Annotated in this window: 19 protein-coding genes; 12 read left to right on the top strand and 7 right to left on the bottom strand. The window is 66.5% G+C overall.

What is annotated here, in order from left to right; all coding sequences use genetic code 11:
- The first annotated feature begins 123 nt into the window (after positions 1-123).
- The 3 genes from ACTWJ5_RS09160 to ACTWJ5_RS09150 all read left to right on the top strand — a co-directional run bounded on the left by ACTWJ5_RS09160 (position 124) and on the right by ACTWJ5_RS09150 (position 3,090).
- On the top strand, positions 124-720 hold the full coding sequence (locus ACTWJ5_RS09160) for a glutathione S-transferase family protein (RefSeq protein WP_249919242.1): 597 nt from the start codon (positions 124-126) through the stop codon (positions 718-720).
- A gap of 22 nt (positions 721-742) precedes the next feature.
- Positions 743-1,609: an MBL fold metallo-hydrolase gene (locus tag ACTWJ5_RS09155; RefSeq protein ID WP_444438238.1), complete on the top strand. Its 867-nt coding sequence runs from the start codon at positions 743-745 to the stop codon at positions 1,607-1,609.
- A 197-nt stretch (positions 1,610-1,806) separates the two neighbouring features.
- Positions 1,807-3,090, top strand: a complete 1,284-nt coding sequence (locus ACTWJ5_RS09150; RefSeq protein ID WP_444438236.1) for an OprD family porin — start codon at positions 1,807-1,809, stop codon at positions 3,088-3,090.
- A gap of 909 nt (positions 3,091-3,999) precedes the next feature.
- Here the strand turns inward: ACTWJ5_RS09150 and ACTWJ5_RS09145 are convergent.
- Positions 4,000-5,208, bottom strand: coding sequence for an ammonium transporter (locus ACTWJ5_RS09145; protein ID WP_253392135.1), 1,209 nt, complete (start codon positions 5,206-5,208; stop codon positions 4,000-4,002).
- Between the two features lie 428 nt (positions 5,209-5,636).
- On the opposite strand from ACTWJ5_RS09145, the gene ACTWJ5_RS09140 reads away from it, so the two are divergent.
- The 5 genes from ACTWJ5_RS09140 (at position 5,637) to ACTWJ5_RS09120 (ending at position 9,332) form a co-directional block, all read left to right on the top strand.
- The gene (locus tag ACTWJ5_RS09140) at positions 5,637-5,954 is read left to right on the top strand and encodes a DUF883 family protein (RefSeq protein WP_009621315.1); all 318 of its coding nucleotides are present in this window, start codon (positions 5,637-5,639) and stop codon (positions 5,952-5,954) included.
- A gap of 3 nt (positions 5,955-5,957) precedes the next feature.
- Positions 5,958-6,341, top strand: coding sequence for a phage holin family protein (locus ACTWJ5_RS09135; protein ID WP_009621313.1), 384 nt, complete (start codon positions 5,958-5,960; stop codon positions 6,339-6,341).
- Positions 6,338-6,688: a hypothetical protein gene (locus tag ACTWJ5_RS09130; RefSeq protein WP_074979986.1), complete on the top strand. Its 351-nt coding sequence runs from the start codon at positions 6,338-6,340 to the stop codon at positions 6,686-6,688. Before ACTWJ5_RS09135 ends, ACTWJ5_RS09130 begins: the two co-directional genes overlap by 4 nt.
- An 82-nt stretch (positions 6,689-6,770) precedes the next feature.
- Positions 6,771-7,934, top strand: a complete 1,164-nt coding sequence (locus tag ACTWJ5_RS09125; protein WP_058490698.1) for an EAL domain-containing protein — start codon at positions 6,771-6,773, stop codon at positions 7,932-7,934.
- A gap of 66 nt (positions 7,935-8,000) precedes the next feature.
- Positions 8,001-9,332, top strand: coding sequence for a deoxyguanosinetriphosphate triphosphohydrolase (locus ACTWJ5_RS09120; protein ID WP_074979989.1), 1,332 nt, complete (start codon positions 8,001-8,003; stop codon positions 9,330-9,332).
- A 533-nt stretch (positions 9,333-9,865) separates the two neighbouring features.
- Here the strand turns inward: ACTWJ5_RS09120 and ACTWJ5_RS09115 are convergent.
- Together ACTWJ5_RS09115 and ACTWJ5_RS09110 are read right to left on the bottom strand one after the other, a co-directional pair.
- Positions 9,866-13,588 carry a transporter substrate-binding domain-containing protein gene (locus tag ACTWJ5_RS09115; protein WP_253392134.1) on the bottom strand — a complete coding sequence of 1,241 codons (3,723 nt, stop codon included), beginning with the start codon at positions 13,586-13,588 and terminating at the stop codon, positions 9,866-9,868.
- A gap of 10 nt (positions 13,589-13,598) precedes the next feature.
- The gene (locus tag ACTWJ5_RS09110) at positions 13,599-14,225 is read right to left on the bottom strand and encodes a response regulator transcription factor (protein WP_024128782.1); all 627 of its coding nucleotides are present in this window, start codon (positions 14,223-14,225) and stop codon (positions 13,599-13,601) included.
- 283 nt (positions 14,226-14,508) lie between these two features.
- Here ACTWJ5_RS09110 and ACTWJ5_RS09105 point away from each other — a divergent pair, with 283 nt between their 5' ends.
- Positions 14,509-15,756: an EAL domain-containing response regulator gene (locus ACTWJ5_RS09105; RefSeq protein WP_074979994.1), complete on the top strand. Its 1,248-nt coding sequence runs from the start codon at positions 14,509-14,511 to the stop codon at positions 15,754-15,756.
- Between the two features lie 20 nt (positions 15,757-15,776).
- Here ACTWJ5_RS09105 and ACTWJ5_RS09100 read toward each other — a convergent pair whose 3' ends face one another.
- Positions 15,777-16,121, bottom strand: coding sequence for a YggL family protein (locus ACTWJ5_RS09100; protein WP_074979998.1), 345 nt, complete (start codon positions 16,119-16,121; stop codon positions 15,777-15,779).
- 245 nt (positions 16,122-16,366) lie between these two features.
- Here ACTWJ5_RS09100 and dacB point away from each other — a divergent pair, with 245 nt between their 5' ends.
- Positions 16,367-17,809, top strand: coding sequence for a D-alanyl-D-alanine carboxypeptidase/D-alanyl-D-alanine endopeptidase (gene dacB / locus ACTWJ5_RS09095; protein ID WP_116426147.1), 1,443 nt, complete (start codon positions 16,367-16,369; stop codon positions 17,807-17,809).
- 24 nt (positions 17,810-17,833) lie between these two features.
- Here the strand turns inward: dacB and rlmKL are convergent, their stop codons facing one another.
- Positions 17,834-20,017 carry a bifunctional 23S rRNA (guanine(2069)-N(7))-methyltransferase RlmK/23S rRNA (guanine(2445)-N(2))-methyltransferase RlmL gene (gene rlmKL / locus ACTWJ5_RS09090; protein WP_444438230.1) on the bottom strand — a complete coding sequence of 728 codons (2,184 nt, stop codon included), beginning with the start codon at positions 20,015-20,017 and terminating at the stop codon, positions 17,834-17,836.
- Positions 20,018-20,485: 468 nt separating this feature from the next.
- On the opposite strand from rlmKL, the gene rmf reads away from it, so the two are divergent.
- Complete coding sequence (rmf, locus tag ACTWJ5_RS09085; RefSeq protein WP_009621292.1) at positions 20,486-20,704, top strand: ribosome modulation factor; 219 nt, start codon at positions 20,486-20,488, stop codon at positions 20,702-20,704.
- 83 nt (positions 20,705-20,787) lie between these two features.
- On the opposite strand, the gene ACTWJ5_RS09080 is transcribed toward rmf, so the two are convergent.
- Entirely contained in the window at positions 20,788-21,819 is a 1,032-nt protein-coding gene (locus ACTWJ5_RS09080) for a quinone-dependent dihydroorotate dehydrogenase (protein ID WP_074980006.1), read from the bottom strand.
- Between the two features lie 201 nt (positions 21,820-22,020).
- Between ACTWJ5_RS09080 and ACTWJ5_RS09075 the strand changes: the two genes are divergently transcribed.
- Positions 22,021-22,890: a DUF6685 family protein gene (locus ACTWJ5_RS09075; protein WP_245322924.1), complete on the top strand. Its 870-nt coding sequence runs from the start codon at positions 22,021-22,023 to the stop codon at positions 22,888-22,890.
- Here ACTWJ5_RS09075 and ACTWJ5_RS09070 read toward each other — a convergent pair.
- Positions 22,887-23,330 (bottom strand): helix-turn-helix domain-containing protein, encoded by a 444-nt coding sequence (locus tag ACTWJ5_RS09070; RefSeq protein ID WP_371263854.1) that lies wholly within the window; start codon positions 23,328-23,330, stop codon positions 22,887-22,889. The genes ACTWJ5_RS09075 and ACTWJ5_RS09070 overlap by 4 nt on opposite strands.
- Positions 23,331-23,386 lie beyond the last annotated feature (56 nt).

Below are 23,386 nucleotides of genomic sequence, written 5' to 3'. Positions count from 1 at the left end.
GCGTCGGCGCTCTTGAACCGGCGGGCACGGGATGGCCGTATTTCGAGCTTGAACTATACAGACTTGTCTGTCTAATATTTACCGAAGCCGTTCCCGACAACAACACCCAGCAGGAACACCGCCATGAAACTGCATGACATCCCGCTCTCCGGAAATGCCTACAAGGTCCGCCTGTTCCTCAGCCTGATCGGTCAGAGCGCCGAACTGGTCAACGTCGACCTGCGCAACGGCGTGCACAAGCGCCCCGCCTTCCTCGCCATCAACCCGCGCGGCCAGGTGCCGGCCCTAGAGGATGGCGATTTCGGCCTGGGCGACTCCCAGGCCATCCTTGTCTACCTGGCGCGCCGCTATGCCGAGCCGTCCTGGTACCCGCTGGACGCCGAGCCCCAGGGGCGCATCGCCCACTGGCTGAGCTTCGCCGCCAACGAGATCCAGCACGGGCCGGCACAGGCGCGGGTCATCCAGCTGTTCAAGCGCCCCGGCGACCTCGGCGCAGCCCAGGCCAAGGCGCGCCAGGCCCTGGAACTGCTCGACGGGGAACTGTCGCGGCATCCCTGGCTGGCCCGTACGGCCGGGCCGAGCATCGCCGACATCGCGGTCTACCCCTACGTCGCCCTGGCCCCCGAAGGCGGCCTGGACACCACTGCCTACCCCCACGTGCAGGCCTGGCAGGAACGCATCCGCGCCCTCCCCGGCTACCTCCCCCTGCCCACGCTCTGAGCCGTCGAAAAGGATGCCGAACATGCGCCTCGCCAGATGCTTCCTCGCCCTGCTGCTGGGGTTGGCCAGCCTGCCCGGCCACGCCGACGGGCTGCGCTTCGCCCTGGTGCGCACCTCCGGGCTCACCACCCTCGACGCCCTGACCCTCGCCGACGGCGACTGGACGCGAAAGGTGCGCGTCAACCACACAGCGCTGCTCATCCAGCACCATGCGGCCACGCTGCTGTTCGACACCGGCCTGGGCAGCCAGGCGCAGGCGCAGTTCGCCCAGGACATGCCCTGGTGGGACAAGCCGCTGTTCCGTTTCGGCGAGGTGCATCCGGTGCGCGAGCAACTGGCCGGCAGCGGCATCCGCATCGACCGCATCTACCTGTCCCACGCACACTGGGACCATGCCTCGGCACTGGTGGACTTCCCCGAGGTGCCGGTATGGGCGCCCTATGCGGAAATCGACTACGCCCACATCGCCACGCCGCCGGCGGTGTTCCCCAGCCAGTTCAGCGCGGCGACGCCCTGGCGGCCCTACGTGTTCTCGCCCACGCCCTTCCTGGCCTTCGACGAGAGCCTGGACCTGTTCGGCGACGGCAGCCTGGTGCTGGTGCCGATGCCCGGCCACACGCCCGGCTCGGTCGGCCTGTTCCTCACCCTGGCGGACGGCCGCCGCTTCTTCTTCAGCGGCGACACCAGCTGGCGCCTGGAAGGCTTCAGCGGTCCGCGGCAGAAGTTCTGGGTCAGCAGCCGCCTGGTGGACCGCGACCGCGCGCAGACCCTGGCGCAACTGGCGAAGGTCCACGAAATGCTCCTGGCGCACCCGGAAATCACCGTGGTCCCGGCGCACGACGCGCAGGTACAGGACCGCCTCGGCTACTACCCGCATTGGGTGCAATGAAAGGCCCTCCTTTGGTGCAGAGCGCAGGGGGTAGGCCAACTCCAGGCAAATCAGCGGGATAACTCGGAGAACAGCGACTAAGGTCTAAGAGTCGGAAAAAGCCTGTAATGATTTAGTAGACAGGCTGTAACAGATCGACATGCCGGCGTAGTCCAGGCATCACCGAACTGCTCAAAGCGCTCGAGGAGACAATAACAATGAGCAAGACTCCGATCGCCCGCGCCGTGGCCATGGCCACGCTGGGTTCCACCTGCATCATCCCCGCCCTGGCTCACGCCGACTTCATCTCGGACAGCAAGGCCAGCGTCGAACTGCGCAACTTCTACTTCAACCGCGATTTCCGCACCTCCACTCCGGCCCAGCAGAGCAAGGCCGAAGAGTGGGCGCAGGGCTTCATCCTGCGTTACGAGTCCGGCTATACCGAGGGCACCATTGGCGTGGGGGTAGACGCCATCGGCATGCTCGGCCTGAAGCTGGACTCCAGCGCGGACCGCACCGGCACCGGCCTGCTGCCCAAGACCGCCAGCGGCGACGCCGCCGACGACTACAGCAAGCTGGGCATGACCGCCAAGCTGCGCTACGAGAAGAACACCCTGAAGGTCGGCACCCTGATCCCGAAACTGCCGGTGATCATGCCCAACGACAGCCGCCTGCTGCCGCAGGTGTTCCTGGGCGGCGCCTTCAACTCCACCCAGCTCGACGGCCTGACCTTCGACGCCGGCCGCCTGAACCAGACCAACCTGCGTGATTCCTCCGACTACCAGGAGATGACCATCACCGGCGGCGGCAAGAAGAACATCACCTTCCGCACCGGCGCCACCACCAACGAATTCGACTTCGCCGGCGGCACCTACGCCTGGACCAAGAACTTCAGCACCGGTTACCACTACGGCCAGCTGGAGGACTTCTACAAGCAGCACTTCCTGACTGCGACCTACGTCCTGCCGATCACCGAGGGCCAGTCGCTGAAGACCGACCTGCGCTGGGCCAAGTCCAACGACGACGGCACCAGCAACGTCGACAACAAGGCGCTCAACGCCATGTTCACCTACAGCCTGGGCTACCACGCCTTCGGCCTCGGCTACCAGAAGATGAGCGGCGACACCGGCTTCGCCTACATCAACGGCACCGATCCCTACCTGGTGAACTTCGTACAGATCAACGACTTCGCCAACAAGGACGAGAAGTCCTGGCAGGCTCGCTACGACTACAACTTCGCCGGCATCGGCATCCCTGGCCTGACCTTCATGACCCGCTACATCAAGGGCGACAATATCGACCTGCTGACTACCAGCGGTGAAGGTAAGGAATGGGAGCGCGATACCGATGTCGCCTATGTGTTCCAGGACGGTGTGCTGAAGGGCTTCGGCGTGAAATGGCGTAACGCGACCACTCGCAGCAACTTCAGTCGGAACTCTGCTGCCAGCAACGCTGCGGATGAGAACCGTCTGATCCTCAGCTATACCATGCCGCTCTGGTAGCGGACTGCAGGCGGGGGCCATGCGTAGTGGCCTTCCGGCCTGGTGCCAGTGGCCTTGATGGTAATTTGGGCTACTCATGAAAATGCCGTTTCTCTCCCTGGGGGAAACGGCATTTTTCATTTGGGATGGGACGATGGCTTCGCATGTGAGCTTTGGTCCCTTGCACCCAACCTAACACCGTCATTCCCGCGAACGCGGGAACCCAGCTGCCTTCTTGCTTGGTGTAACGCGCCGCTCCGAGTCTGCGGAGATTTTTTGTTTCGCCCCCTCGGGCGAGTCCCTTTTGTCAAACGCCACAAAAGGAACCAAAAAGGCTTGCCCCAACATACGGGCCCGATGAAGCCGGGCTACCCTCACGAATTCCCCCGCCACGGAGGCCCGCCCCGAGGGTACGTCCCTGTAGCCCGCGGGGCTCTCGCGACATCCATGTCGCATGACCTCCTGAGCGCGGGTTTCGCTCGGCCTTCTGAAGGGGCGTTTCGGTGCGCGCGGGTGTTTCTCTGGAAGTCCAAGAGCAAACGCGCTTTTGCTTTTGCTCTTCGTAGGAGCGAGCTTGCTCGCGAACTGGCCGGTGACATCCGCGCACGGGTTCAACTCCGCCCCTCTCCCTAACCCTCTCCCTGAAGGGAGAGGGAACCGTTGGGCAGGGCTTGATGTTATGGCGTTAGCCGGCAGCCTCGGTGATGTTCGGCTGGAGCCAATTCTTTTCTCGGCACGGACTGCCCCCTCTCCCGCTTGCGGGAGAGGGTTGGGGAGAGGGCGCTCTTGAACCCAGCACCTAAATCCGTAGGGCGCCTAACACCTACGGCGTTATCCACCACGACACCAGGAAAGCACGAACGTAGGAGCGGACTCCGTCCGCGATTGAATTCACCGGCCACGCCAGATACCCCAATGGACGGACAGCATTCAATCGTGATTGATCGCCCCGATCTTGTGGATCGACAGGTCAGCCCCGTAATACTCCTCCTCCTGGCTCAGGCGAATACCCACCACCGCCTTGATCCCGCCGTAGACCAACACCCCACCGACGAAGGCGATGACCACGCCCAGCAGAGTGCCCAACACCTGGCTGACCAGACTCACCCCACCCAAACCACCCAGCGCCTGCTGGCCGAAGACGCCGCAGGCGATGCCGCCCCAGGCGCCGCACAGGCCGTGCAGCGGCCACACGCCGAGTACGTCGTCGAGCTTCCAGCGCGTCTGCGCCGCGGTGAACACCCAGACGAACAGCGCACCGGCTACAAGGCCAGTGGCCAGGGCGCCCACCGGGTGCATCAGGTCGGAACCGGCGCACACTGCTACCAGCCCGGCCAATGGGCCGTTGTGCAGGAAGCCGGGGTCGTTGCGCCCCACCAGCAGCGAGGCGATGGTGCCGCCGACCATGGCCAGCAACGAGTTCACCGCCACCAGGCCGCTGGCGTGGTCCAGGGTCTGTGCGCTCATCACGTTGAAGCCGAACCAGCCGACCACCAGGATCCAGGCGCCCAGGGCCAGGAACGGAATGTTCGACGGCGCGAAGGCCACCAGCCGGCCCTCGCGATAGCGGCCGTTGCGCGGGCCCAGCAGCAGCACCGCGGCCAGCGCCAGCCAGCCGCCGAAGGCGTGCACCACGACGGAGCCGGCGAAGTCATGGAAAGGCGCGCCGAACTTCAGCGCCAGCCAGGCCTGCAGGCCATGGTTGCCGTTCCACGCCATGCCCTCGAAGAAGGGGTAGACGAAGGCCACGATCAGCGCCGTGGCGCACAGCTGCGGGGCGAATCTGGCGCGCTCGGCGATGCCTCCGGAAATGATCGCGGGGATGGCGGCGGCAAAGGTCAGCAGGAAGAAGAACTTGACCAGCGCGTAGCCGTTCTCCGCGCTCAGCTCGCTGGCCGGCTTGAGGAAATCCACGCCGTAGGCGACCCAGTAGCCGATGAAGAAATACGCCAGGCTGGAGACGGCGAAGTCCGAGAGGATCTTCGACAGCGCATTGACCTGGTTCTTCAGGCGCACCGTGCCGACCTCGAGGAAGGCGAAGCCGGCATGCATGGCCAGCACCATCACGGCGCCCAGCAGGATGAACAGGGTGTTGGAACCGTGGATCAGGGTTTCCACGGCACTGTTGAGGTTTTCCATGAATCAGGCAGCCCCGGATCAGACCGAAAAAGCACCAAAACAGCTCATCGCCCCGGCGCACCGCACCAGCATGAAGCGCAGACGCACCGATAAGGTCCACCCCACTGCTCCACACAGCACACGAGGATGCGCAGGGGTACCTCTGTTTTTTTGATTTTTCTTTTGTCTTTCAGTTGGTTAATGGATTTTCCGGCGGTCTTCGGACGTCCCTGAACGCCCCCCTCTGGGGCACTCGCACCGGATGACGCACCATGGCGTTGCAAGCGGCATACCATGCGTGAAACGGGCGAAGCGGCGCGGACTGGTCTTCAATGAACGGGCCTGTGCCCTGCTCTGCGTCGCCGCTTCGCCGGCGATTTATGGGAAACTTCCCAACGCCACGGGGCTCAGAAACCAGTGAACCCCTCGCAAACACAAGGAGCCTCACAATGCCCCGCAAGAGCACCGCGAATACCACCAAGGACGAACTGCTGGCCGAATTCCAGGCCCTGGTGGCCGATACCGAGAAACTCCTGCAGACCTCCGCGGAACTGGCCGGCGAGGAAGCCGACGCCCTGCGCGAGCAACTGCGCTCCGGCCTTGGCCGGGCCCGCGAACGCATCGATGCGGCGCAGAGCGCCGTGCGCGACCAGGGCCGCGCGGCGGTAGACGCCACCGAAGACTACGTCGGCGAACATCCCTGGCAGGCCGTGGGCGTGGCTGCCGGCGTCGGCTTCCTGCTCGGCCTGCTGGTCGGACGGCGCTGACCGATGAGCGACGCCACGGACGCCCCGCAACACCATGGCCCTTCCGTGCGGCGCTTCGGCGCCGCACTGCTGGGCCTGCTGCATGGCCATGTCGAACTCTTCGGCCTGGAACTGCAGGAACAGAAGAGCCGTACCCTGGCGCTGTTGCTGTTCGCCGGGCTGGCGTTGCTGTTCGCCCTGCTGCTGATACTGGGCCTGTCGCTGCTGGTGCTGGTGCTGTTCTGGGACAGCGACCGGCTGGCCGCGGTGCTCGGCCTGTGCGCCTTCTATGCGCTGGGCGGCGGGCTGTGCGCCTGGCGCCTGTACCAACTGGTGGACGACGACAGCTCGCCGTTCAGCGCCACCCTGGAAGAACTGGCCCGCGACCGGGAGCAACTGCTGCCATGAGTGAACTGCCGCAACTATCCCCCCGCCCCTCGCGGCGGGAACTGCGCAAGGCGGTGCTGCGCCTGCGCCTGGAAGTCCAGCGCCAGCAACTGCGCCAGGAAAGCGAGAAGCTCCTGCAGCCGCTGCGCCAGGCCCGCGACCTGGGCCAGGGCGTGCGCCAGCAGTTTAGCGGCGGCGCCTCCCTGTGGGCCGCCGGTGGCGCCGCAGCCGCGGCCGCCCTGATGCTGCGTCGCAAACGCGGCCTGGTGCGTCTGCTGCGCCTGGCCGTGGTGCTGGCGCCCCTGCTGCTCAAGCTGCGGAAGACGGCGGACAAACCGACGAAACCGACTGCGGACCAGGGCGGCTGAGCGCCCTGGCTGCATTCTTGCTAGGAGGCAATCCCGGGCCGGCGGCAACGCCTTCCTTTTCCTCCCACTAAGGATGTGTCCCTTGATCGACGGGCAACCGATCGCCTGCTTCCAGCCCTTCATCGATACCGCCACCGGCCTCATCGCCGGGGTCGAGGCCCTCGGCCGCATGCGCCAGGCCGACGGCCAGTTGCTCTCGGTGGGCCCGCTGTTCGTCGATCCGAAGATTCCCCCGGCCACCTTGCGCCGCCTCGACCGGCAGATCCGCGACGACGCCCTGGCGCGCCTGCCGGAAGCGCCGGCGGACTGGTTCCTCAGCCTGAACATCTCGCCGCGCTGGATCAGCCGGCTGCGCCCCAACCAGCCGCTGCCCAGCCTCAAGCAACTGCAACAGCACGGCGTCGACCCGCACCGGGTGGTCTTCGAGATCACCGAGCTGGGCGGCGGCAACCAGCGCCTGCCCGAGGTGGTGGCGCGCTACCGCGAAGCCGGCGCGCGCATCGCCATCGACGATTTCGGCGCCGGCTACTCCCAGCTCGACCGCGTGCTGGCGCTGCAGCCGGACATCCTCAAGCTGGACATGCGCCTGTTCCAGCAGGCCGCCCGCGGCGGCCCCAGCGGCGAGGTGGTCAAGGCCCTGGCGCAGATGGCCGAGAAGACCGGCTGCTGGATCATCGCCGAAGGCGTGGAGACCGAGGCGGAACTGGACTTCGCCCTGGAATGCGGCGCGCGCTTCGTCCAGGGCTACCTGTTCGCCCGCCCGGCCCTGGACTTCCCCGCCAGCGACGCCTACCTCGACGCCTTCGGCCAGTGGCGCGACCGCTACGTGCAGCGCAAGCTGAGCGAGCGCGCCCGGCTGGTGCAGCTGCGCCAGCAACTGGCCGAGCTGGTCGCCAACCTGCGCCCCTGGGCCGAGGGCGGCGCGCGCCTGGCCAGCCTGCCCACGCCCGACGGCTTCCCGCGCCTGTTGCGCGTCTACCAGTGCGACCGCCACGGCACGCAGATCTCGCCCAACCTGGAATGGAACGGCCTGTTCTGGAAGGAAGACCGGCGCTACGTCGGGCACAACTGGTCTTGGCGCCCCTACTTCTACCAACTGCTCGCCGAGGGCTGGGAAGAGCGCCGGCTGACGCTGTCCAACACCTACCGCGACGCCACCTCCAACCAGTACTGCATGACCGCCGGGCAGTTCATCGACCAGGGCCGCCGCCTGCTGCTGATCGACATCGACGCCGAAGGCCTGTAGGCCGCGATTGAGATTGCCGCGGGCAAGGGGTAGCGTTGGCTGCACCACGAGCAATCGGACGAGCGAATGGACTGGCATACCCTGCTCCCCCGCGAGCGCCTCGGCAAACCCGTGCACAGCAGCGCGGAACTCGGCCGCAGCGCTTTCCACAAGGACCACGACCGCATCATCTTCTCCGGCGCCTTCCGCCGCCTGGGGCGCAAGACCCAGGTCCACCCGGTGTCGAGCAACGACCACATCCACACGCGCCTGACCCACTCCCTGGAGGTCGGCTGCGTCGGCCGTTCGCTGGGCATGCGCGTCGGCGAGATGCTGCGCGGCGAACTGCCGGAATGGTGCGACCCAAGCGACCTTGGGGTGATCGTCCAGTCGGCCTGCCTGGCTCACGACATCGGCAACCCGCCCTTCGGCCATTCCGGCGAGGACGCCATCCGCCACTGGTTCCAGCAGGCCGCCGCGCGCGGCTGGCTCGATGCCATGGACGCCGACGAGCGCGCCGACTTCCTCAATTTCGAGGGCAACGCCCAGGGCTTCCGGGTGCTCACCCAGCTGGAGTACCACCAGTTCGACGGCGGCATGCGCCTGACCTTCGCCACCCTGGGCAGCTACCTGAAGTACCCCTGGACCGCGCGCCACGCCGACTCCCTTGGCTACAAGAAGCACAAGTTCGGTTGCTACCAGAGCGAGCTGCCGCTGCTGGAGCAGATCACCGAGAAGCTGGGCATGCCCAAGCTCGACGACGAGCGCTGGGCGCGCCACCCGCTGGTCTACCTGATGGAGGCGGCGGACGACATCTGCTACGGCCTGATCGACCTGGAAGACGGCCTGGAAATGGAACTTCTCGACTACCCCGAGGTGGAAGCCCTGCTGCTCGACCTGGTCGGCGACGACATCCCCGAGACCTACCGCCAGCTCGGCCCCAGCGATTCCCGCCGGCGGCGCCTGGCTATCCTCCGCGGCAAGGCCATCGAGCACCTGAGCAATGCCGCCGCACGAGCCTTCGTCGAGCAGAAGCAGGCCCTGCTGGACGGACGCCTGGTCGGCGACCTGGTCGAGCACATGAGCGGCCCGGCCAAGCGCTGCGTGCAGCAGGCCAAAGCCCTGGCGCGGCAGAAAATCTTCCAGGACAAGCGCAAGACGCTGCACGAGATCGGCGCCTACACCACCCTGGAAATCCTCCTCAACTCCTTCTGCGGCGCGGCCCTGGAACAGCATGGCGGGCGCAGCCCGTCGTTCAAGAACCAGCGAATCCTCGACCTGCTCGGGCACAACGCACCGGACCCCGACTGGCCGCTGCACAAGGCCTTCCTGCGCGTCATCGACTTCATCGCCGGGATGACCGACAGCTACGCCACCGAAATGGCGCGGGAGATGACCGGGCGCTCCAGCCCGGTGTGAGGCCCGGTTTCGTCGCGGCCGCGACGAAACCCCGGCGCTAGGCCTAATGCCGTTCATTTAAGCGATGCTTTGAGTTGGCGAAGGCAGGAGCGTAGGGCGCATGACCTCCACCGCCATCCGTGCCACCGGGATTTCCGGCGTGGCCGGTGAGCCCAATCGCGGACGGAGTCCTACGTCCGTGCCTTCCTGGAACTGTAGGAGCGGGCCCTGCCCGCGATTTCGCGCGCAGGGCGCGCTCCTACATGGGAATGGTGCGGGTGGGCGGCGTAGGAGCGGCTCTCATCCGCGAATCGCGCCGATATGTCCGGCTATCGCGGACAGGGTCCGCTCCTACGAAGAGCCCCACGGCGTGGCCGGCAAGGCAGCCCCGTAGGATGGGTTGAGCCTGCGAAACCCATGCGGCGGTGGCACGGGGTGTGGTGTTTACCGGGGGTAGGAGCGGACTCCGTCCGCGATTGGGCCCCCGGACCACGCCATGAGCCCAAATGAAAAATGCCGTTTCTCCCAGACGGAGAAACGGCATCCTTACGGCGCTAGACCGGATCGTCCTCGGTGGCCGACTGCAGCGGGCGGATCTGGCCCTCCTCGTCCAGTCGCTTCAGGTGGCCATGCAGGCTGGCCTGCAGCGCATCCAGCGCCCTGCGCAGTTGCTCCACGGCACTGCGCAAGGTCGAGAACTCGGCGCGCTCGGTGCAGACCTTCTCCAGCTCCGCGCAACGATCATGCAAGGCCATGGCGCCCACCAGCCGCGCCGCACCCTTGATGCGGTGGGCCAGCTCGGCCAGGTGCCGCCGGTCCTGGGCGTGCAGCAAGGGTTCGAGCTGTTCGGCGTCCGCCTCGTTGCTCGACACCAGCTCGGCCATCAGGTTGCGCGTCAGCTGGGCGTTGCCGCCGGTCATCTCCAGCAGGGCGCCTATGTCCAAGTCGCCCTCCTCCTGCGGGTGTTTTTCAGGAACCGGTTCCGGCGGCATGATCTCGCCGCGCTGAAGTTGCTCCAGCTGCTCACGCAGTTGCTCGATGCTGATCGGCTTGAACAGGCAGTCGTCCATGCCGGCCTCCTTGCAGCGGATGGTTTCGTCGGGCTGGGCATTGGCCGTGAAACCGAGGATGGGGGAACGCGCCGCGCCGCTCTCCCGCTCGATCTCGCGAATCCGCCGGGCCAGGCTGTAGCCGCTGAGCACCGGCATGTTGCAGTCGGTGATGACCAGGTCGAATTCGCCGGGCCGCCACATCTGCAGCGCCTCACCGCCGTCCGTAGCCATGGCCACGGTGTGCCCGAGGTGTTCCAGCTGCTGCGCCAGCAGCAGGCGGTTGACCGGGTGATCGTCGACCACCAGTACGCGCAGCGTCCTCTGCACCACCGCACTGCGCAGGATGATCGAATCGTCTTCCGGTGCCAGGGGCTCCAGCACCTGCAGCACCAACCTGACGTGCACCTTGGTGCCCACGCCGGCCACGCTCTCCAGGCGCACCGAGCCCCCCATCATTTCCGCCAGCTTGCGGCAGATGGTCAGCCCCAGCCCCGTGCCGCCATGGTTGGTGCTCCCCTCGCGCTGTACCTGGCTGAAGGGTTCGAAGAGCTGCTTCTGGTCTTCCTCGGCGATGCCGATGCCGCTGTCCTCGACACACACCTCCAGCGCCAGCCGCTCGTTCGGCAGCGGCTCGCCCGACACCCGCACCCAGACGCTGCCCGCGTCGGTGAACTTGATGGCGTTGCTCACCAGGTTGGAGAGAATCTGCTTGAAGCGCAGCGGGTCGATGAGTACGTCGCAGGCTGCCTCGGTTTCGATCTCCAGCTTCAGCAGCAGGCCCTTCTGCCGGGCCAGGCCGTCGAAGACACGGGCCACCGATTCGATCAGCTCGCGCAGGCGAGCCCGTTCGGGCAGCAGTGTCAGGCGGCCGGACTCGATCTTGGCGACGTCAAGGATGTCGCCGATCAACAGCAGCAGCGACTTGGCCGACTCGTAGGCCACCTCGATCGGCCCCTGTTCGCCGCAACCGCCGCAGCGATTGCGCGTCAACGCCAGTTCGAGCATGCCGATCACCGCATTCATCGGCGTGCGGATTTCGTGGCTCATGGTCGCCAGGAAGGTGCTCTTCGCCCGGCTGGCTTCCTCGGCCTGCTCCTTGGCGATCTCCAGTTGCTGAAGCAGGCGCTCGCGCTCGGTGACGTCGACCCAGCCGGAAACCACGCCGCGGAGCTTGCCGGACGCGCTGTGGTAGGGCGTGAGCCAATGGTGCACCTGGCGCGTCTCGCCGTTGATCTCCAGCATGCGGTCGACGGCGACCGACTCCCCGCTGGCCATTACCTGGAGGTATTCCCGGTGCAGGCCCTCGGCCTGTTCCGCCGAAAGCCAGGTGCAGTCCGCCAGCTGCGAGCCCACCGCCAGGTCTTCCGGCAGCCCGGTGGCCTCGCGGAACGCCCTGTTGCAGGTGATCAGGCGCCCATCGGCGTCGCGCACCGAGACCGGCTGGGGAATGCCGTCGATCAGTGCGCGCTTGAACGCCAGGCGGTCCTGCAGCTCCAGCTCGGCGCGGCGGCGCGCGCGCATCCGCAGCAGCAGGTACCAGTTCCACAGCAGGATCAGCCCGAGCAGCGCCAGTCCGCCCCACAGCAACCAGAAGAACTGCGAGCGGTAGCCTTCCCAGACGCTGTCCGGCGACGCGCCGCTGGTGGACCAGCGGCTGATGATACTGGCCATGTCTTCCGGCGAGATCGCCAGCAGGGCCTTGTTGAGGATGCTCAGCAGCTCCGGGTCGGCCCGCGAGACGCCCAGGGAGATCTGCGCCGGCTCCAGGTCCAGGGTCGCGGCGATGCGCAGGTCGCGGTAGTAGCGATTGACCAGGAAGGTGGCGGTGAGCATCGGCTGCAGCGCGGCATCCGCCTTCCCCTCCTGCAGCAACGGCAAGGCATCGCTGTAGTTGTCCACCTCAACCAGCTTCACCCGCGGGAACTGCTCGCGCACGTAGGACACCAGCGAACTGCCATGGGCCACCGCCACGCGCTTGCCGTTGAGGTCGGCGAGGTTGTTCAGCCGGGTGTTGTCCTTGTGCGTGAGCAGCACGAAGGAGGTACTCAGGTAAGGCCGGGTGAAGTCTACGTGCGCCTCGCGCTCGACGGTGGGCGACATGGTGGCCAGGGCATCGACCTGGCCCCGGCGCACCTGGGTGAACATGCCGGAGATCGACGAGGTCGGCACCACCTCGAACTGCAGGCCGGTACGGGTGCGGATCAGGTCCAGCAGGTCCGCGACTATGCCGCGGAAATTGCCCTGGGAGTCGAAGAAGGTCAGCGGGGCCAGCGACTGGTCGATGCCCAGGCGCGGCCGCCGGTTGCGCTCCAGCCAGCGAAGCTCCTGGGGCGTGAGGTTCAGCCGGTGGTTGGAGATGGAGAACACGCCGCCCACGCTCCAGCGCCGCTGGATGGACAGGTGTTGCTGGGCGCTGATGTTCTGCAGCACCTCGTTGACGCTGTAGAGCAGCGGGCTGCCGTCCTTGCGCGCGGCGAAGGAAAAGCCGACGCCGTTGAAGTTGGCGAAGTTCAGCAGCTTGAGGTTGACCAGGTAACCCTGGCTGATCAGGTACTGCGCGCTCAGGGCGTCGCCGACGTAGGCGTCCACCTGCCCGAGGGCGACGGATTCCAGGGCGCGGCGCAGCGAGTCGAAATGCACCACCTCGGCATCGGGGAAATGGTCGGCCAGCTCCTTCGGCGAGAAGTAGTCGCCCACCACGGCGAGCCGCCGGCCGGCCAGTTGCAGGTCGCCTTCCAGGCGCATGTCCTGCTGCCCGACGATCACCGGCTGGTTCAGGGAATACGGGCGCGACAGCAGCAGGTCCGGGATTTCGGCCTCGAAGCCGGTGGCGCGGCCGATCAGGTCGATCTCGCCATCCTGCAGCGCCTGGATGGTCTGGCGCCGGGACGGGTAGCGACGCATCTCGATGCGGACGTTGAGCGCTTCGCTGACCAGCCCGAGGTAGTCGGCGGTGACCCCCTCCAGCTCGCTGCCGCTGACGGTGACGATCAGTGGCGCATAGTCCGGCGCGGCCACCCCCACCACCAGCGTGCGCTTCTCGCGCAGCCACTGCCAGTCCGACTCCGGCAGCTCGACCCGCGGCCTCTCGGGAAGCGCCGCCGTACGGGCCAGCAAGGCGAGTTGCGTCCAGGGCGCGGGGGCCTGGACCTCTGCGGCCCAGGCCCCCATCGCCAGCATCGCACCGAGAACGGCACCCAGCAGCGCCCTGCACTTCGAGCCCATGGCGACTGTCTCAGACCAGTGCGTTGCGCTTGGCGAACTCGATCAGGTCGACCAGCGAATGGGCATTGAGCTTCAGCAGCAGGCGCGTCTTGTAGGTACTGACGGTCTTGTTGCTGATGAACATCTGCTCGGAGATGTCCTTGTTCGAATAACCATTGGCCAGGTATTGCAATACCGACATTTCCCGGTCGGAGAGGCGCTGGATGAGTTCATGGTCATCCATGCTGCCGTTGTTCTTGCGCGCCGGGCGCACGGCCGTGCTGGGGAAATAGTTGTACCCGGCGATCACCGCATTGACCGCGCTGATCAACTCGGCCAGCCCGCCCTGCTTGCAGACGAACCCGGAGGCCCCGGCCTGCATGCAGCGCATGGCGTAGAGCGAGGCGCTCTGACCGGTCAGCACGAGGATCTTCAGGGGCAGGTTGAACGCGGTCAGACGGCTGATGACTTCGAGCCCGTCCAGCTTGGGGATGCCGATGTCCAGCACCACCAGCTCCGGCAGCAGATCCTTCACCAGGGACAGGGCGTCCACGCCGTTGTCGGTTTCCCCGATGATGGTATGACCTTCCTTTTCCAGCAGAACGCGCATTGCCATCCGTATCACCGGATGATCATCGACGATAAGAACCTTGCTCAATTTTCAATCTCCGACAGACTTCCCAAGAGTGCGCCGTAAGATATCGTCTAGGAAATCAGTGTCGAGATTAACTGGTGCCACTTTTAACATCTTAAGTAAATTCCCATACATCAAAGTATAAATTCCTACACAAACTTGATCGACCAACTTCCGTTAACTTTCAAGCCGGACTTTTTCAACATCTCCTAATGCAAATTCCCACAACGGAAATGGAAGTTTTTTAAATAAATGGCACCCGCCAGCCGGCACACTGCGGCCGTTATCCAATTCGGTACGCGCGACCATGAACATATCGATCCCATCCAGCCTGCTGGTGCTGGAGGACCATGCATTTCTGCGCGAGGCCACCGTGCACGGCTTGCGGGTCCTCGGCTACGAGCAGGTCCTGGCCGCCGGCGACGGGGACAGCGCCATCGAACTGCTGAGGCAGAAGGGCGGAGTCGACATCTGCATCTGCGACGTGCTGCCGCCGGGCATGGACCTGCTCGGGTTCCTGCGCCTGGCGGCCCAGGAGAAGCTGCTGCGGGCGATCATCGTGGTCAGCGAGGTACCCGCCGACCTGCGCCGGGCCATTGCCCACATCGCCACGCTGTACGGCCTGTCGGTGCTCGGCGAGCTGACCAAGCCGCTGCAGATGTCCAGCCTGCAGGCACGCCTGCGCCACTACAGCCCTGCACCCGCCGCCGCCCCGCCGCTACCGCGGCCGACGCCATCGGCACTGGAGGTCTGGCAGGCCATGCGCAACCGGGAGCTCAGGGCCTACTACCAGCCCAAGGTCGACCTCGACACTCTGCAGGAGATCGGCGCCGAGGTGCTGGTGCGCTGGGACCACCCGGTCTACGGGCTGTTGCGCCCGGCCTACTTCCTCGCCGCGATCCGCCGGATGAAACTGCTGCCCGACCTCTTCGACCTGGTTCTGGACCAGGCCCTGGATTTCGCCCGGCGCGAGCTGCGCCACGGCACCCAGCGAGCGCTGTCGATCAACATCGACCTCGAGGTGCTGCAGCAGCGCGACCTGGCCGGCCACCTGAAGGAAAAACTGCGGCAGACCGGCGTCGACCCCGCCAGCCTGACCATCGAGATCATCGAAGGGGGGCTGGCGACCACGCCCCTGGCCAGCCTGGAGAACCTCACCCGCCTGCGCCTGCTCGGCTGCAACGTCGCCATCGACGACTTCGGCACCGGCTACTCCTCGCTGCAGCGTCTTTGCGACCTGCCCTGCAACGAAATCAAGCTGGACGCCTCCTTCATCCGCGACATGCAGCACAACCCGCGCACCCACGAGTCGGTCGCCAGCACCCTGGTGCTGGCGCGCCACCTGCAGTTGCGGGTGATAGCCGAGGGCATCGAGACCTACCAGCAACTGCAGCGCATGCGCGAACTGGGCTGCCGGTTCGGCCAGGGCTTCCTGTTCGCCCGGCCGATGTCGGAGGACGCCTATCGCCACTGGACCGGCGTCGACCTGCAACCGCCGGAGCCGGAAGCCGGCTCCGCGCTGGAACTGGAGGGCGTGCGCACGCCACCGGGCTGAGCCCGGAGTAGACGCCCGTTTCAGTCTTGTTGGTGAATGGGCTGCTCCGGATACCAGGCATCCTGCAGGGGGCTGACCGAACTGCCGCTCAGCTCATCCTGCTGCTTCAGCCAGTCCTCCACGGCCTTGCGCTGCTCCTCGGTGACCGAGCCGCGGCGCGCCAGGCACACGAAGCCGAAATCGTCGCAACCGGTATAGGCCAGGCCGTTGGCGGTGATGGCCTGCTCCACGAAGCGCTTCAGGAAGGCCTGCAGCACCTGCTCGGGGAGCCCTTCGCGATAGTCGAGCGACAACTCGAACCCCAGTTCCTGGAATTCATCGACGCAGAGCTTCTTGCGCAGACGACGGGAACGGTTGCTGGCCATGTGGCGAATCTCCTCGATTGATGACGGCATGCGGGACACGGGCGAAAGCCGCCCCGCACAGACTCTAGCAGTTCGGGCGCAGCGCTCCCACGCGCATCGGCTTACAAACCCCAGCGCATCCCGCAACGGCTTGCGGCATAATGCGCCGGCGCGTTGCCGCGTCACTGGCGCAATCGTCTATCGTCAGTGTCTTCTTTCGTCACCTTCGTCATGTCGATGCCCTGAATCGGGATTTCACTTCAAATATGTTCAAGTCGCTGCGTGTTCTCGCCTTCGCTACCCTGCTGCCCTTCGCCCTGCCCACCCTGGCCGCCCCGATCAAGTCCGCCCTGCCCGAACGGGTGGAGAAGGCGCTCAAGGCCAGCAAGCTGACCAACGATGCCCTGTCGCTGGTGATGATCCCCCTGGACGGCCCGGGTACGCCCACCTACTTCAACGCCGACGTCTCGGTGAACCCGGCCTCGACCATGAAGCTGTTCACCACCTATGCCGCCCTGGAGTTGCTGGGCCCCACCTACCAGTGGAAGACCGAGTTCTACACCGACGGCAAGCTGCAGGACGGCGTGCTCAACGGCAACCTCTACCTCAAGGGCGGCGGCGACCCCAAGCTGAACCTGGAAAAGCTCTGGCTGATGATGCGCGACCTGCGCGCCAACGGCGTGCTCAAGGTCAACGGCGACCTGGTGCTGGACCGCAGCTACTTCAACCAACCGCAGCTGCCGGTGTTCAACGATGATGGTGGCGACGACAACAAACCGTTCCTCGTCGGCCCCGACGCTGCCATGGTCAACCTCAAGAGCGTGCGCCTGGTGGTGCGCAGCGAAGGCAACCAGGCCTCGGTGATGATGGACCCGCCGCTGGCCAACGTGCGCCTGGAGAACCAGATCAAGGTCAGCGGCCCGGCCAACTGCCCGGCCTGGCCGAAGCTGCGTTTCGTCCCGGAAACCCGCGCCGAGGGCACCGTGCTGGTGGCCGCCGGCGAGATTCCGCGCGGCTGCAGCGCGCAGACCTACATGTCGCTGCTCGACCATCCGGGCTACACCGCCGGCGCCATCCGCGGCATCTGGCAGGAACTGGGCGGCAGCATCAGCGGCGCCGACCGCCAGGGCACGGTGCCGAAGAACGCCACCCTGCTGGCCCGCGCGCTGTCGCCGGACACCGTGGACATCATCCGCGACATCAACAAGTACAGTAACAACACCATGGCCCGCCAGGTGTTCCTCAGCATCGGCGCGCAGAACCGCACCAGCGCGGACGCCAACGACGGCCTGGCGGCGCAGCGGGTGATCCGCCAGTGGCTGGCGCGCAAGGGCATCACCGCTTCGCACCTGGTGATGGAGAACGGCTCCGGGCTGTCCCGCGACGAGCGCGTCAGCGCCCGCGAGATGGCCGCCATGCTGCAAGCTGCCTGGCACAGCCCCTACGCCTCGGAGTACATCTCCTCGCTGCCGATCGTCGGCATCGACGGCACCATGCGCAAGCGCCTGCGCCACACGCCCATGACCGGCGAGGCCCACGTCAAGACCGGCACCCTCAACACCGTCCGCGCCCTGGCCGGGTTCAGCCGCGACGCCCGCGGCAACAACTGGGTGGTGGTGGCCATCCTCAACAGCAACCGGCCGTGGGGCGCTTCGTCCATCCTCGACCAGGTGCTGCTGGACCTCTACGCCTCCACCCGCGGCCAGTGAAACCAGCCGCGGGGCCCTGGCGAATCAGCGAGCGCTGATGCGCCAGGCCCGGTGGATCTTCGGGTTGCGGGCGAAGTCCTGGTCGAGGGTCTGGGCGCTGATGTCCTCGACCTGGTAGCGCGCCGCCAGGCTCGGCTCCAGCTCGAACTTGCGGAAGTTGTTGGAGAAATACAGCACGCCGCCCTTGGCCAGACGGGTCATGGCCAGGTCGATCAGCTCGACCTGATCGCGCTGCACGTCGAACACCCCTTCCATGCGCTTGGAGTTGGAGAAGGTCGGCGGGTCGATGAAGATCAGGTCGTACTCGCCGCGGTCCGCCCGCAGCCATTCCATGACATCGCTCTGCACCAGCTTCTGCTTGTCGGAGAAACCGTTGAGCGACAGGTTGCGCCGCGCCCAGTCCAGGTAGGTCTTCGACAGGTCGACGCTGGTGGTGCTGCGCGCGCCGCCCTTGGCCGCATGCACGGTGGCGGTGGCGGTGTAGCAGAACAGGTTGAGGAAGCGCTTGCCGGCAGCCTCGCGCTGCAGGCGCAGGCGCATCGGCCGGTGGTCGAGGAACAGCCCGGTGTCCAGGTAGTCGGTGAGGTTGACCAGCAGGCGCACGCCGCCCTCCTCCACTTCCATGAAGCGGCCTTCGCTGTTCTGCCGTTCGTACTGCTTCTTCCCGGCCTGGCGCTCGCGGCGCTTGATGACGATGCGCTCGGTGGGAATGCCGAGGGCCTGCGGCAACGCCGCCAGGGCGTCGAGCAGACGCGCCTGGGCCTTGGCCGGGTCGATGGACTTGGGCGCGGCGTATTCCTGCACGTGCACCCAGTCGCGGTACAGGTCCACGGCCAGGGCATACTCGGGCATGTCCGCGTCATACACGCGGTAGCATTCGATTTTCTCGCGCCTGGCCCATTTGCCCAGTTGCTTGAGATTCTTCTGCAGGCGGTTGGCGAACATCTGCCCGCCTTCGCTCAGGCGCGCCGGCTCGGCCGGGGCCTCGACGCCGGAGGCTTCCTGGCGCGCCTCGGCGCCGCGCTCGCCGGTGACGAACTGGCGCGGCTCCACCTCGAACATCAGCAGCTTGCACGGCAGCGCGCCGTTCCAGAAGGCGTACTGCTTGTGGCTGCGGATGCCCATGCGCTTGCCCAGCTCGGGCGCGCCGGTGAAGACCGCCGCGCGCCAGCCCAGGCAGGCCTGGCGCAGGCGCTCGCCCAGGTGCTGGTAGAGGTACAGCAGGCTGGCCTCGTCGCCCAGGCGCTCGCCGTAGGGCGGGTTGCAGATCACCAGGCCGCGCTGGCCCTTGTCCGGGCGCGGCTCGAAGGTGGCCAGCTCGCCCTGGTAGACCTTCACCCACTCGCCCAGCCCGGCCCGCTCGATGTTGTTGCGCGCCGGCTGGATCAGCCGCGGGTCGGCCTCGTAGCCGCGGACCCACAGCGGCGGCCGCGCAAGGCCGACGGCGGCGCGCTGCTCGGCCTCGGCCAGCAGCTTGCGCCACAGCACCGGGACGTGGCCCAGCCACCTGTCGAAGCCCCAGTGCTCACGCTTGAGGTTGGGCGCGATGTCGGCGGCCATCAGGCCGGCCTCCACCAGGAAGGTGCCGACGCCGCACATGGGGTCGGACAGCGCCCCGCCCTCGGCAGCCAGCTGCGGCCAGCCGGCGCGGATGAGGATGGCCGCGGCGAGGTTCTCCTTCAGCGGCGCGGCGCCCTGCTGCAGGCGGTAGCCGCGCTGGTGCAGGCTGTGCCCGGAGAGGTCCAGCGAGAGCACCGCCTGGCCGCGGTCAAGGTGCAGGTGCACGCGGATGTCCGGGTTGACCTTGTCCACCGTCGGCCGCCGGCCGAACTCGGCGCGCAGGTTGTCGACGATGGCGTCCTTGACCTTGAGCGCGCCGAAGTGGGTGTTGTCGATGCCCGAGCCCTTGCCGCTGAACTCCACCGCCAGGCTGCCGCCGGGGTCGAGGTGATCGCTCCAGTTGACCGCGTTCACGCCCAGGTACAGTTCCTCGGCGTTGGCCACCGGGAAGCGCGCCAGCACCAGCAGCACGCGGTTGGCCAGGCGCGACCAGAGGCACAGCCGGTAGGCTGTCTCCAGGTCGCCGCGGCCGCGCACCGCGGACACCTGCGCGCGGGCATCGATCAGGCCCAGCGCCTGCGCCTCGTCCAGCAGCAGGCCGTCGAGGCCCTTGGGACAGGTGAGGAAGAGTTCGTAGTGTTCCGACATCGCGATTCCCGGGCCCAAGCCCTTTCCAGAGGGGCCTCGGCCCCTGTTGAGCGGATGCCGCGCGCAAACGCTGGCACCCGGCCATGGTTCATTTCAAAAGGTTTCACAAAACCGCGACCGGAGGTCGCAGGTACTTGCCCGCCCGTCGGGATGAGAGAACCTCTCAGTTTCCTGGCAGTTCGCCAGACTCCGTCGCACAAGCCCCTGAACATGCGGTTTCGGGCAATTTGCCCGACCCGCCCGGGGGAAAAACTTATGGCTTGAACCCATAAGAGTTAAGTCTTTATGACAAATTGGTTGTTCACAGGCTCGAAGCCCATGGTTTAGAACTCAGCTTAACCCGTCGCCGCAAAGGTGTCGGGCGGGGTCTGTCACGCCGGCAACAGGCCCCTTTTTGGCGGAACTGTCCGCCAGGCCTCCCAAGGGGGCCAACGGGACATAACAGTCAACAAGTGAGGGCAACACCCTATGAGAAGACTCAAGCGTGATCCGTTGGAAAGAGCCTTTATGCGCGGTTACCAGTACGGCATCAGTGGCAAGTCTCGCGATCTCTGTCCTTTCACCCATCCCACCACCCGGCAGTCCTGGCTCAACGGCTGGCGCGAGGGTCGCGGCGACAACTGGGATGGCCTCACCGGCACCGCCGGTCTTCAACGTCTGAATCAGATGCAACACGCCACCAGTTGACCAAAGGATCACACCGATTTCCCCAAGGCACGCCCCATCCGGGCGGCAGGGCGTAAGCCCAAGGGCTCCGAAAGGAGCCCTTTTTATTTGCCCGCGCGCTGCGCCTGGGCGATGGCGTCCACCGCCTCGCGGATCAGCGCCGGCCCCTTGTAGATGAAGCCCGAGTAGATCTGCACCAGGTTCGCGCCGGCGGCGATCTTCTCCGCCGCATGGGCGCCCTCGGTGATGCCGCCCGCGGCGATGATCGGCAGGCGGCCACCCAACTCGCCAGCCAGCACCTTGACCGTGTGGGTGCTCTTCTCGCGCACCGGCGCGCCCGACAGGCCACCGGCCTCGTCACCGAACGGCAGCCCCTCGACGCCTTCGCGGCCCAGGGTGGTGTTGGTGGCGATCACCGCATCCATCCCCGCCTCCACCAGCGCCGCGGCGACCAGGGCGGTTTCCTCGTCGGTCATGTCCGGGGCGATCTTGATCGCCAGCGGCACGCGGCGGCCATGCTGTTCGGCCAGGTCTTCCTGGCGCTGGCGCAGGGCCTCCAGCAGTTGCTTGAGCGAGTCGCCGAACTGCAGGCTGCGCAGGCCCGGGGTGTTCGGCGAACTGACGTTGACCGTGACGTAGCTGGCGTGGGCGTAGACCTTGTCCAGGCAGATCAGGTAGTCGTCCACCGCGCGCTCGACCGGGGTGTCGAAATTCTTGCCGATGTTGATGCCCAGCACGCCGCGGTACTTCGCGGCCTTGACCCGCTCCACCAGGTGGTCGACGCCCAGGTTGTTGAAGCCCATGCGGTTGATGATCGCGGTGGCCTGGGGCAGGCGGAACAGCCGCGGCTTGGGGTTGCCCGGCTGCGGGCGCGGAGTGACGGTGCCGATCTCGACGAAGCCGAAGCCCAGTTGGGCGAAGCCGTCGATGGCGTCGCCGTTCTTGTCCAGGCCGGCGGCCAGGCCCACCGGGTTGGGGAAGTCGATGCCCATGACCTGCACCGGCAGGCTGGCCGGCTTCGGGCAGAACAGGCCGTTGAGCCCCAGGCGGCCGCCGGCGCCGATCAGATCGATGGACAGCTCGTGGGAGGTTTCCGGGGAGAGTTTGAACAGCAGCTCGCGGGCCAGGCTATACATGGTCGGGCATCGGTCGGCAAAATGGGGCGCTAGTATAGCCGGCCGGCCTGCCCCTAGGCGAGGCGCGGCCGCGGCGGGCCCGGCATGGCGCTCGCCCTTGAAAGGAAGGAAGCAACATTTGTCACTGCCCGGAAGCACAACCGCGACTGGCTTACCTATGCTTAAGGCTGTCGGCCGGGCATCGGGAGTTTGCCTTCGATCATGAATCCACCCCGCAACATGGCCCAGCGTCTCGCGGCCATCGCCCAGCGCCTGGGGCTCGGCAACGCCGACCTGCACAAGGTCTCGCAGCGCACCCGGTCCCTGGCCCTGAGCTTCAGCGCCCCGGCGAGCCCGCCCAGCGGCATCGGCTGGCAGTCCGGCGCGCCGCTGTACCGCCTGATCGACCTGCCGCGCGGCGCCTTGTCCGGGCCGGTGCAGGAAGACAAGGCGCGCGCCCATGCCGCACTGAAGAAACTGGTCGGCTCCCGTCTGCTGGAGCTGCACGATGTCGACCTGCGCGAGGTGGACGGCCTGTGCACCCGCGGCCCCCTGGCGAATTCGGCGCTACCCGACTTCGAAGCCGTGGCGGCCGGTGACGCCGGACGCAAGGTGCGGATCATCAGCTACCGGGACTTCGGCAAGGCGCTTGGGCAGGCCCTGCCCGGCTTCGAGCGCGGCATCGAGCTGCAGTTGCGCCGGGCCGACTGGCATGGCCAGCGGCTGTTCCTGGAGCTGGACAACCACACCGAGGCGTTCGCCTGCGCGGTGGCCTATGCGCGCCGCCGCGGCCTGGAACTGTGCCTACCCGGCAGGGTGCGCCAGTTCAGCCTGCAGGGCAGCGCCCTGGACGACCTGGAGCGGCGCTACCACATGCTGGCGATGCCGACCCAGGCCTGGAGCGATGCCGGGTTCATGGGCCTGCTGCTGGACACCGGCCTGCCCTATGCGCGCTTCGGCCTGTTCAACAGCGAAACGCCGGAATCCCTGCTGCTGCCCAAGGACCACCCGCAAGCCGACGAATTCGGCGCCGGCCTGCGCAGCATCGGCGCCCCGGACCTGCTGGGCTACCTGCGCGGCTGCGTCGCCTAGTCCCGCGTCTCTTCTTCGGACTCGTCGTCATCGTCGTCGGTCTCTGCGACGAGCTCGCGCCCCGGCTCCTGGCGCAGGCGCTCGAGCACGTCGTGGTGGCGGTTGCGCCACTCCTCCAGGCTGAGGCTGCTGCTCTCCAGCAATGCGGGGTTCTGCTCCACCAGGTAGACGGCGGCGGACTGCGCCGAATCGGCGATCTCCCAGGCCACCGACGCCGAGTCGATGGGCCCTTCGTAGGTGATCCAGCGGGCGAAATCCGGATAGACGCTGCAGACCTTCTCGAAATCCTCGTCGCGCATGCGCTGGCGACCGAACTCGATGTTCTCCACCGTCTTGGCCTTCATGCCGACGATCTTGGCGAATTCCGGGCGTTTGAGCCCGGTCAGCTCACGCAGGCCACGCAGTCTTTCCCCAGCGGTAAAAAGGAAACGTTTCTTCACGATCTGTAATCCATTTCCGGACATTCGAAGCACCATACAAAAACACTAATATTTAG

Source organism: Pseudomonas sp. A6, assembly GCF_052367875.1.
GTDB lineage: Bacteria > Pseudomonadota > Gammaproteobacteria > Pseudomonadales > Pseudomonadaceae > Pseudomonas > Pseudomonas citronellolis.
The sequence above is the reverse complement of the archived record's forward strand: the minus strand, read 5'-3'. Positions and strand labels throughout refer to the sequence as shown.

Excerpts from the sequence above, each read along its gene's own strand:
- dacB (WP_116426147.1), top strand. The coding sequence starts at position 16,367 with ATGTTCAAGTCGCTGCGTGTTCTCGCCTTCGCTACCCTGCTGCCCTTC.
- ACTWJ5_RS09075 (WP_245322924.1), top strand. The coding sequence starts at position 22,021 with ATGAATCCACCCCGCAACATGGCCCAGCGTCTCGCGGCCATCGCCCAG.
- ACTWJ5_RS09135 (WP_009621313.1), top strand. The coding sequence starts at position 5,958 with ATGAGCGACGCCACGGACGCCCCGCAACACCATGGCCCTTCCGTGCGG.
- ACTWJ5_RS09115 (WP_253392134.1), bottom strand. The coding sequence starts at position 13,588 with ATGGGCTCGAAGTGCAGGGCGCTGCTGGGTGCCGTTCTCGGTGCGATG.
- ACTWJ5_RS09120 (WP_074979989.1), top strand. The coding sequence starts at position 8,001 with ATGGACTGGCATACCCTGCTCCCCCGCGAGCGCCTCGGCAAACCCGTG.
- ACTWJ5_RS09150 (WP_444438236.1), top strand. The coding sequence starts at position 1,807 with ATGAGCAAGACTCCGATCGCCCGCGCCGTGGCCATGGCCACGCTGGGT.
- rmf (WP_009621292.1), top strand. The coding sequence starts at position 20,486 with ATGAGAAGACTCAAGCGTGATCCGTTGGAAAGAGCCTTTATGCGCGGT.
- ACTWJ5_RS09145 (WP_253392135.1), bottom strand. The coding sequence starts at position 5,208 with ATGGAAAACCTCAACAGTGCCGTGGAAACCCTGATCCACGGTTCCAAC.
- ACTWJ5_RS09140 (WP_009621315.1), top strand. The coding sequence starts at position 5,637 with ATGCCCCGCAAGAGCACCGCGAATACCACCAAGGACGAACTGCTGGCC.
- rlmKL (WP_444438230.1), bottom strand. The coding sequence starts at position 20,017 with ATGTCGGAACACTACGAACTCTTCCTCACCTGTCCCAAGGGCCTCGAC.
- ACTWJ5_RS09160 (WP_249919242.1), top strand. The coding sequence starts at position 124 with ATGAAACTGCATGACATCCCGCTCTCCGGAAATGCCTACAAGGTCCGC.
- ACTWJ5_RS09100 (WP_074979998.1), bottom strand. The coding sequence starts at position 16,121 with ATGGCCAGCAACCGTTCCCGTCGTCTGCGCAAGAAGCTCTGCGTCGAT.
- ACTWJ5_RS09105 (WP_074979994.1), top strand. The coding sequence starts at position 14,509 with ATGAACATATCGATCCCATCCAGCCTGCTGGTGCTGGAGGACCATGCA.
- ACTWJ5_RS09155 (WP_444438238.1), top strand. The coding sequence starts at position 743 with ATGCGCCTCGCCAGATGCTTCCTCGCCCTGCTGCTGGGGTTGGCCAGC.
- ACTWJ5_RS09130 (WP_074979986.1), top strand. The coding sequence starts at position 6,338 with ATGAGTGAACTGCCGCAACTATCCCCCCGCCCCTCGCGGCGGGAACTG.
- ACTWJ5_RS09080 (WP_074980006.1), bottom strand. The coding sequence starts at position 21,819 with ATGTATAGCCTGGCCCGCGAGCTGCTGTTCAAACTCTCCCCGGAAACC.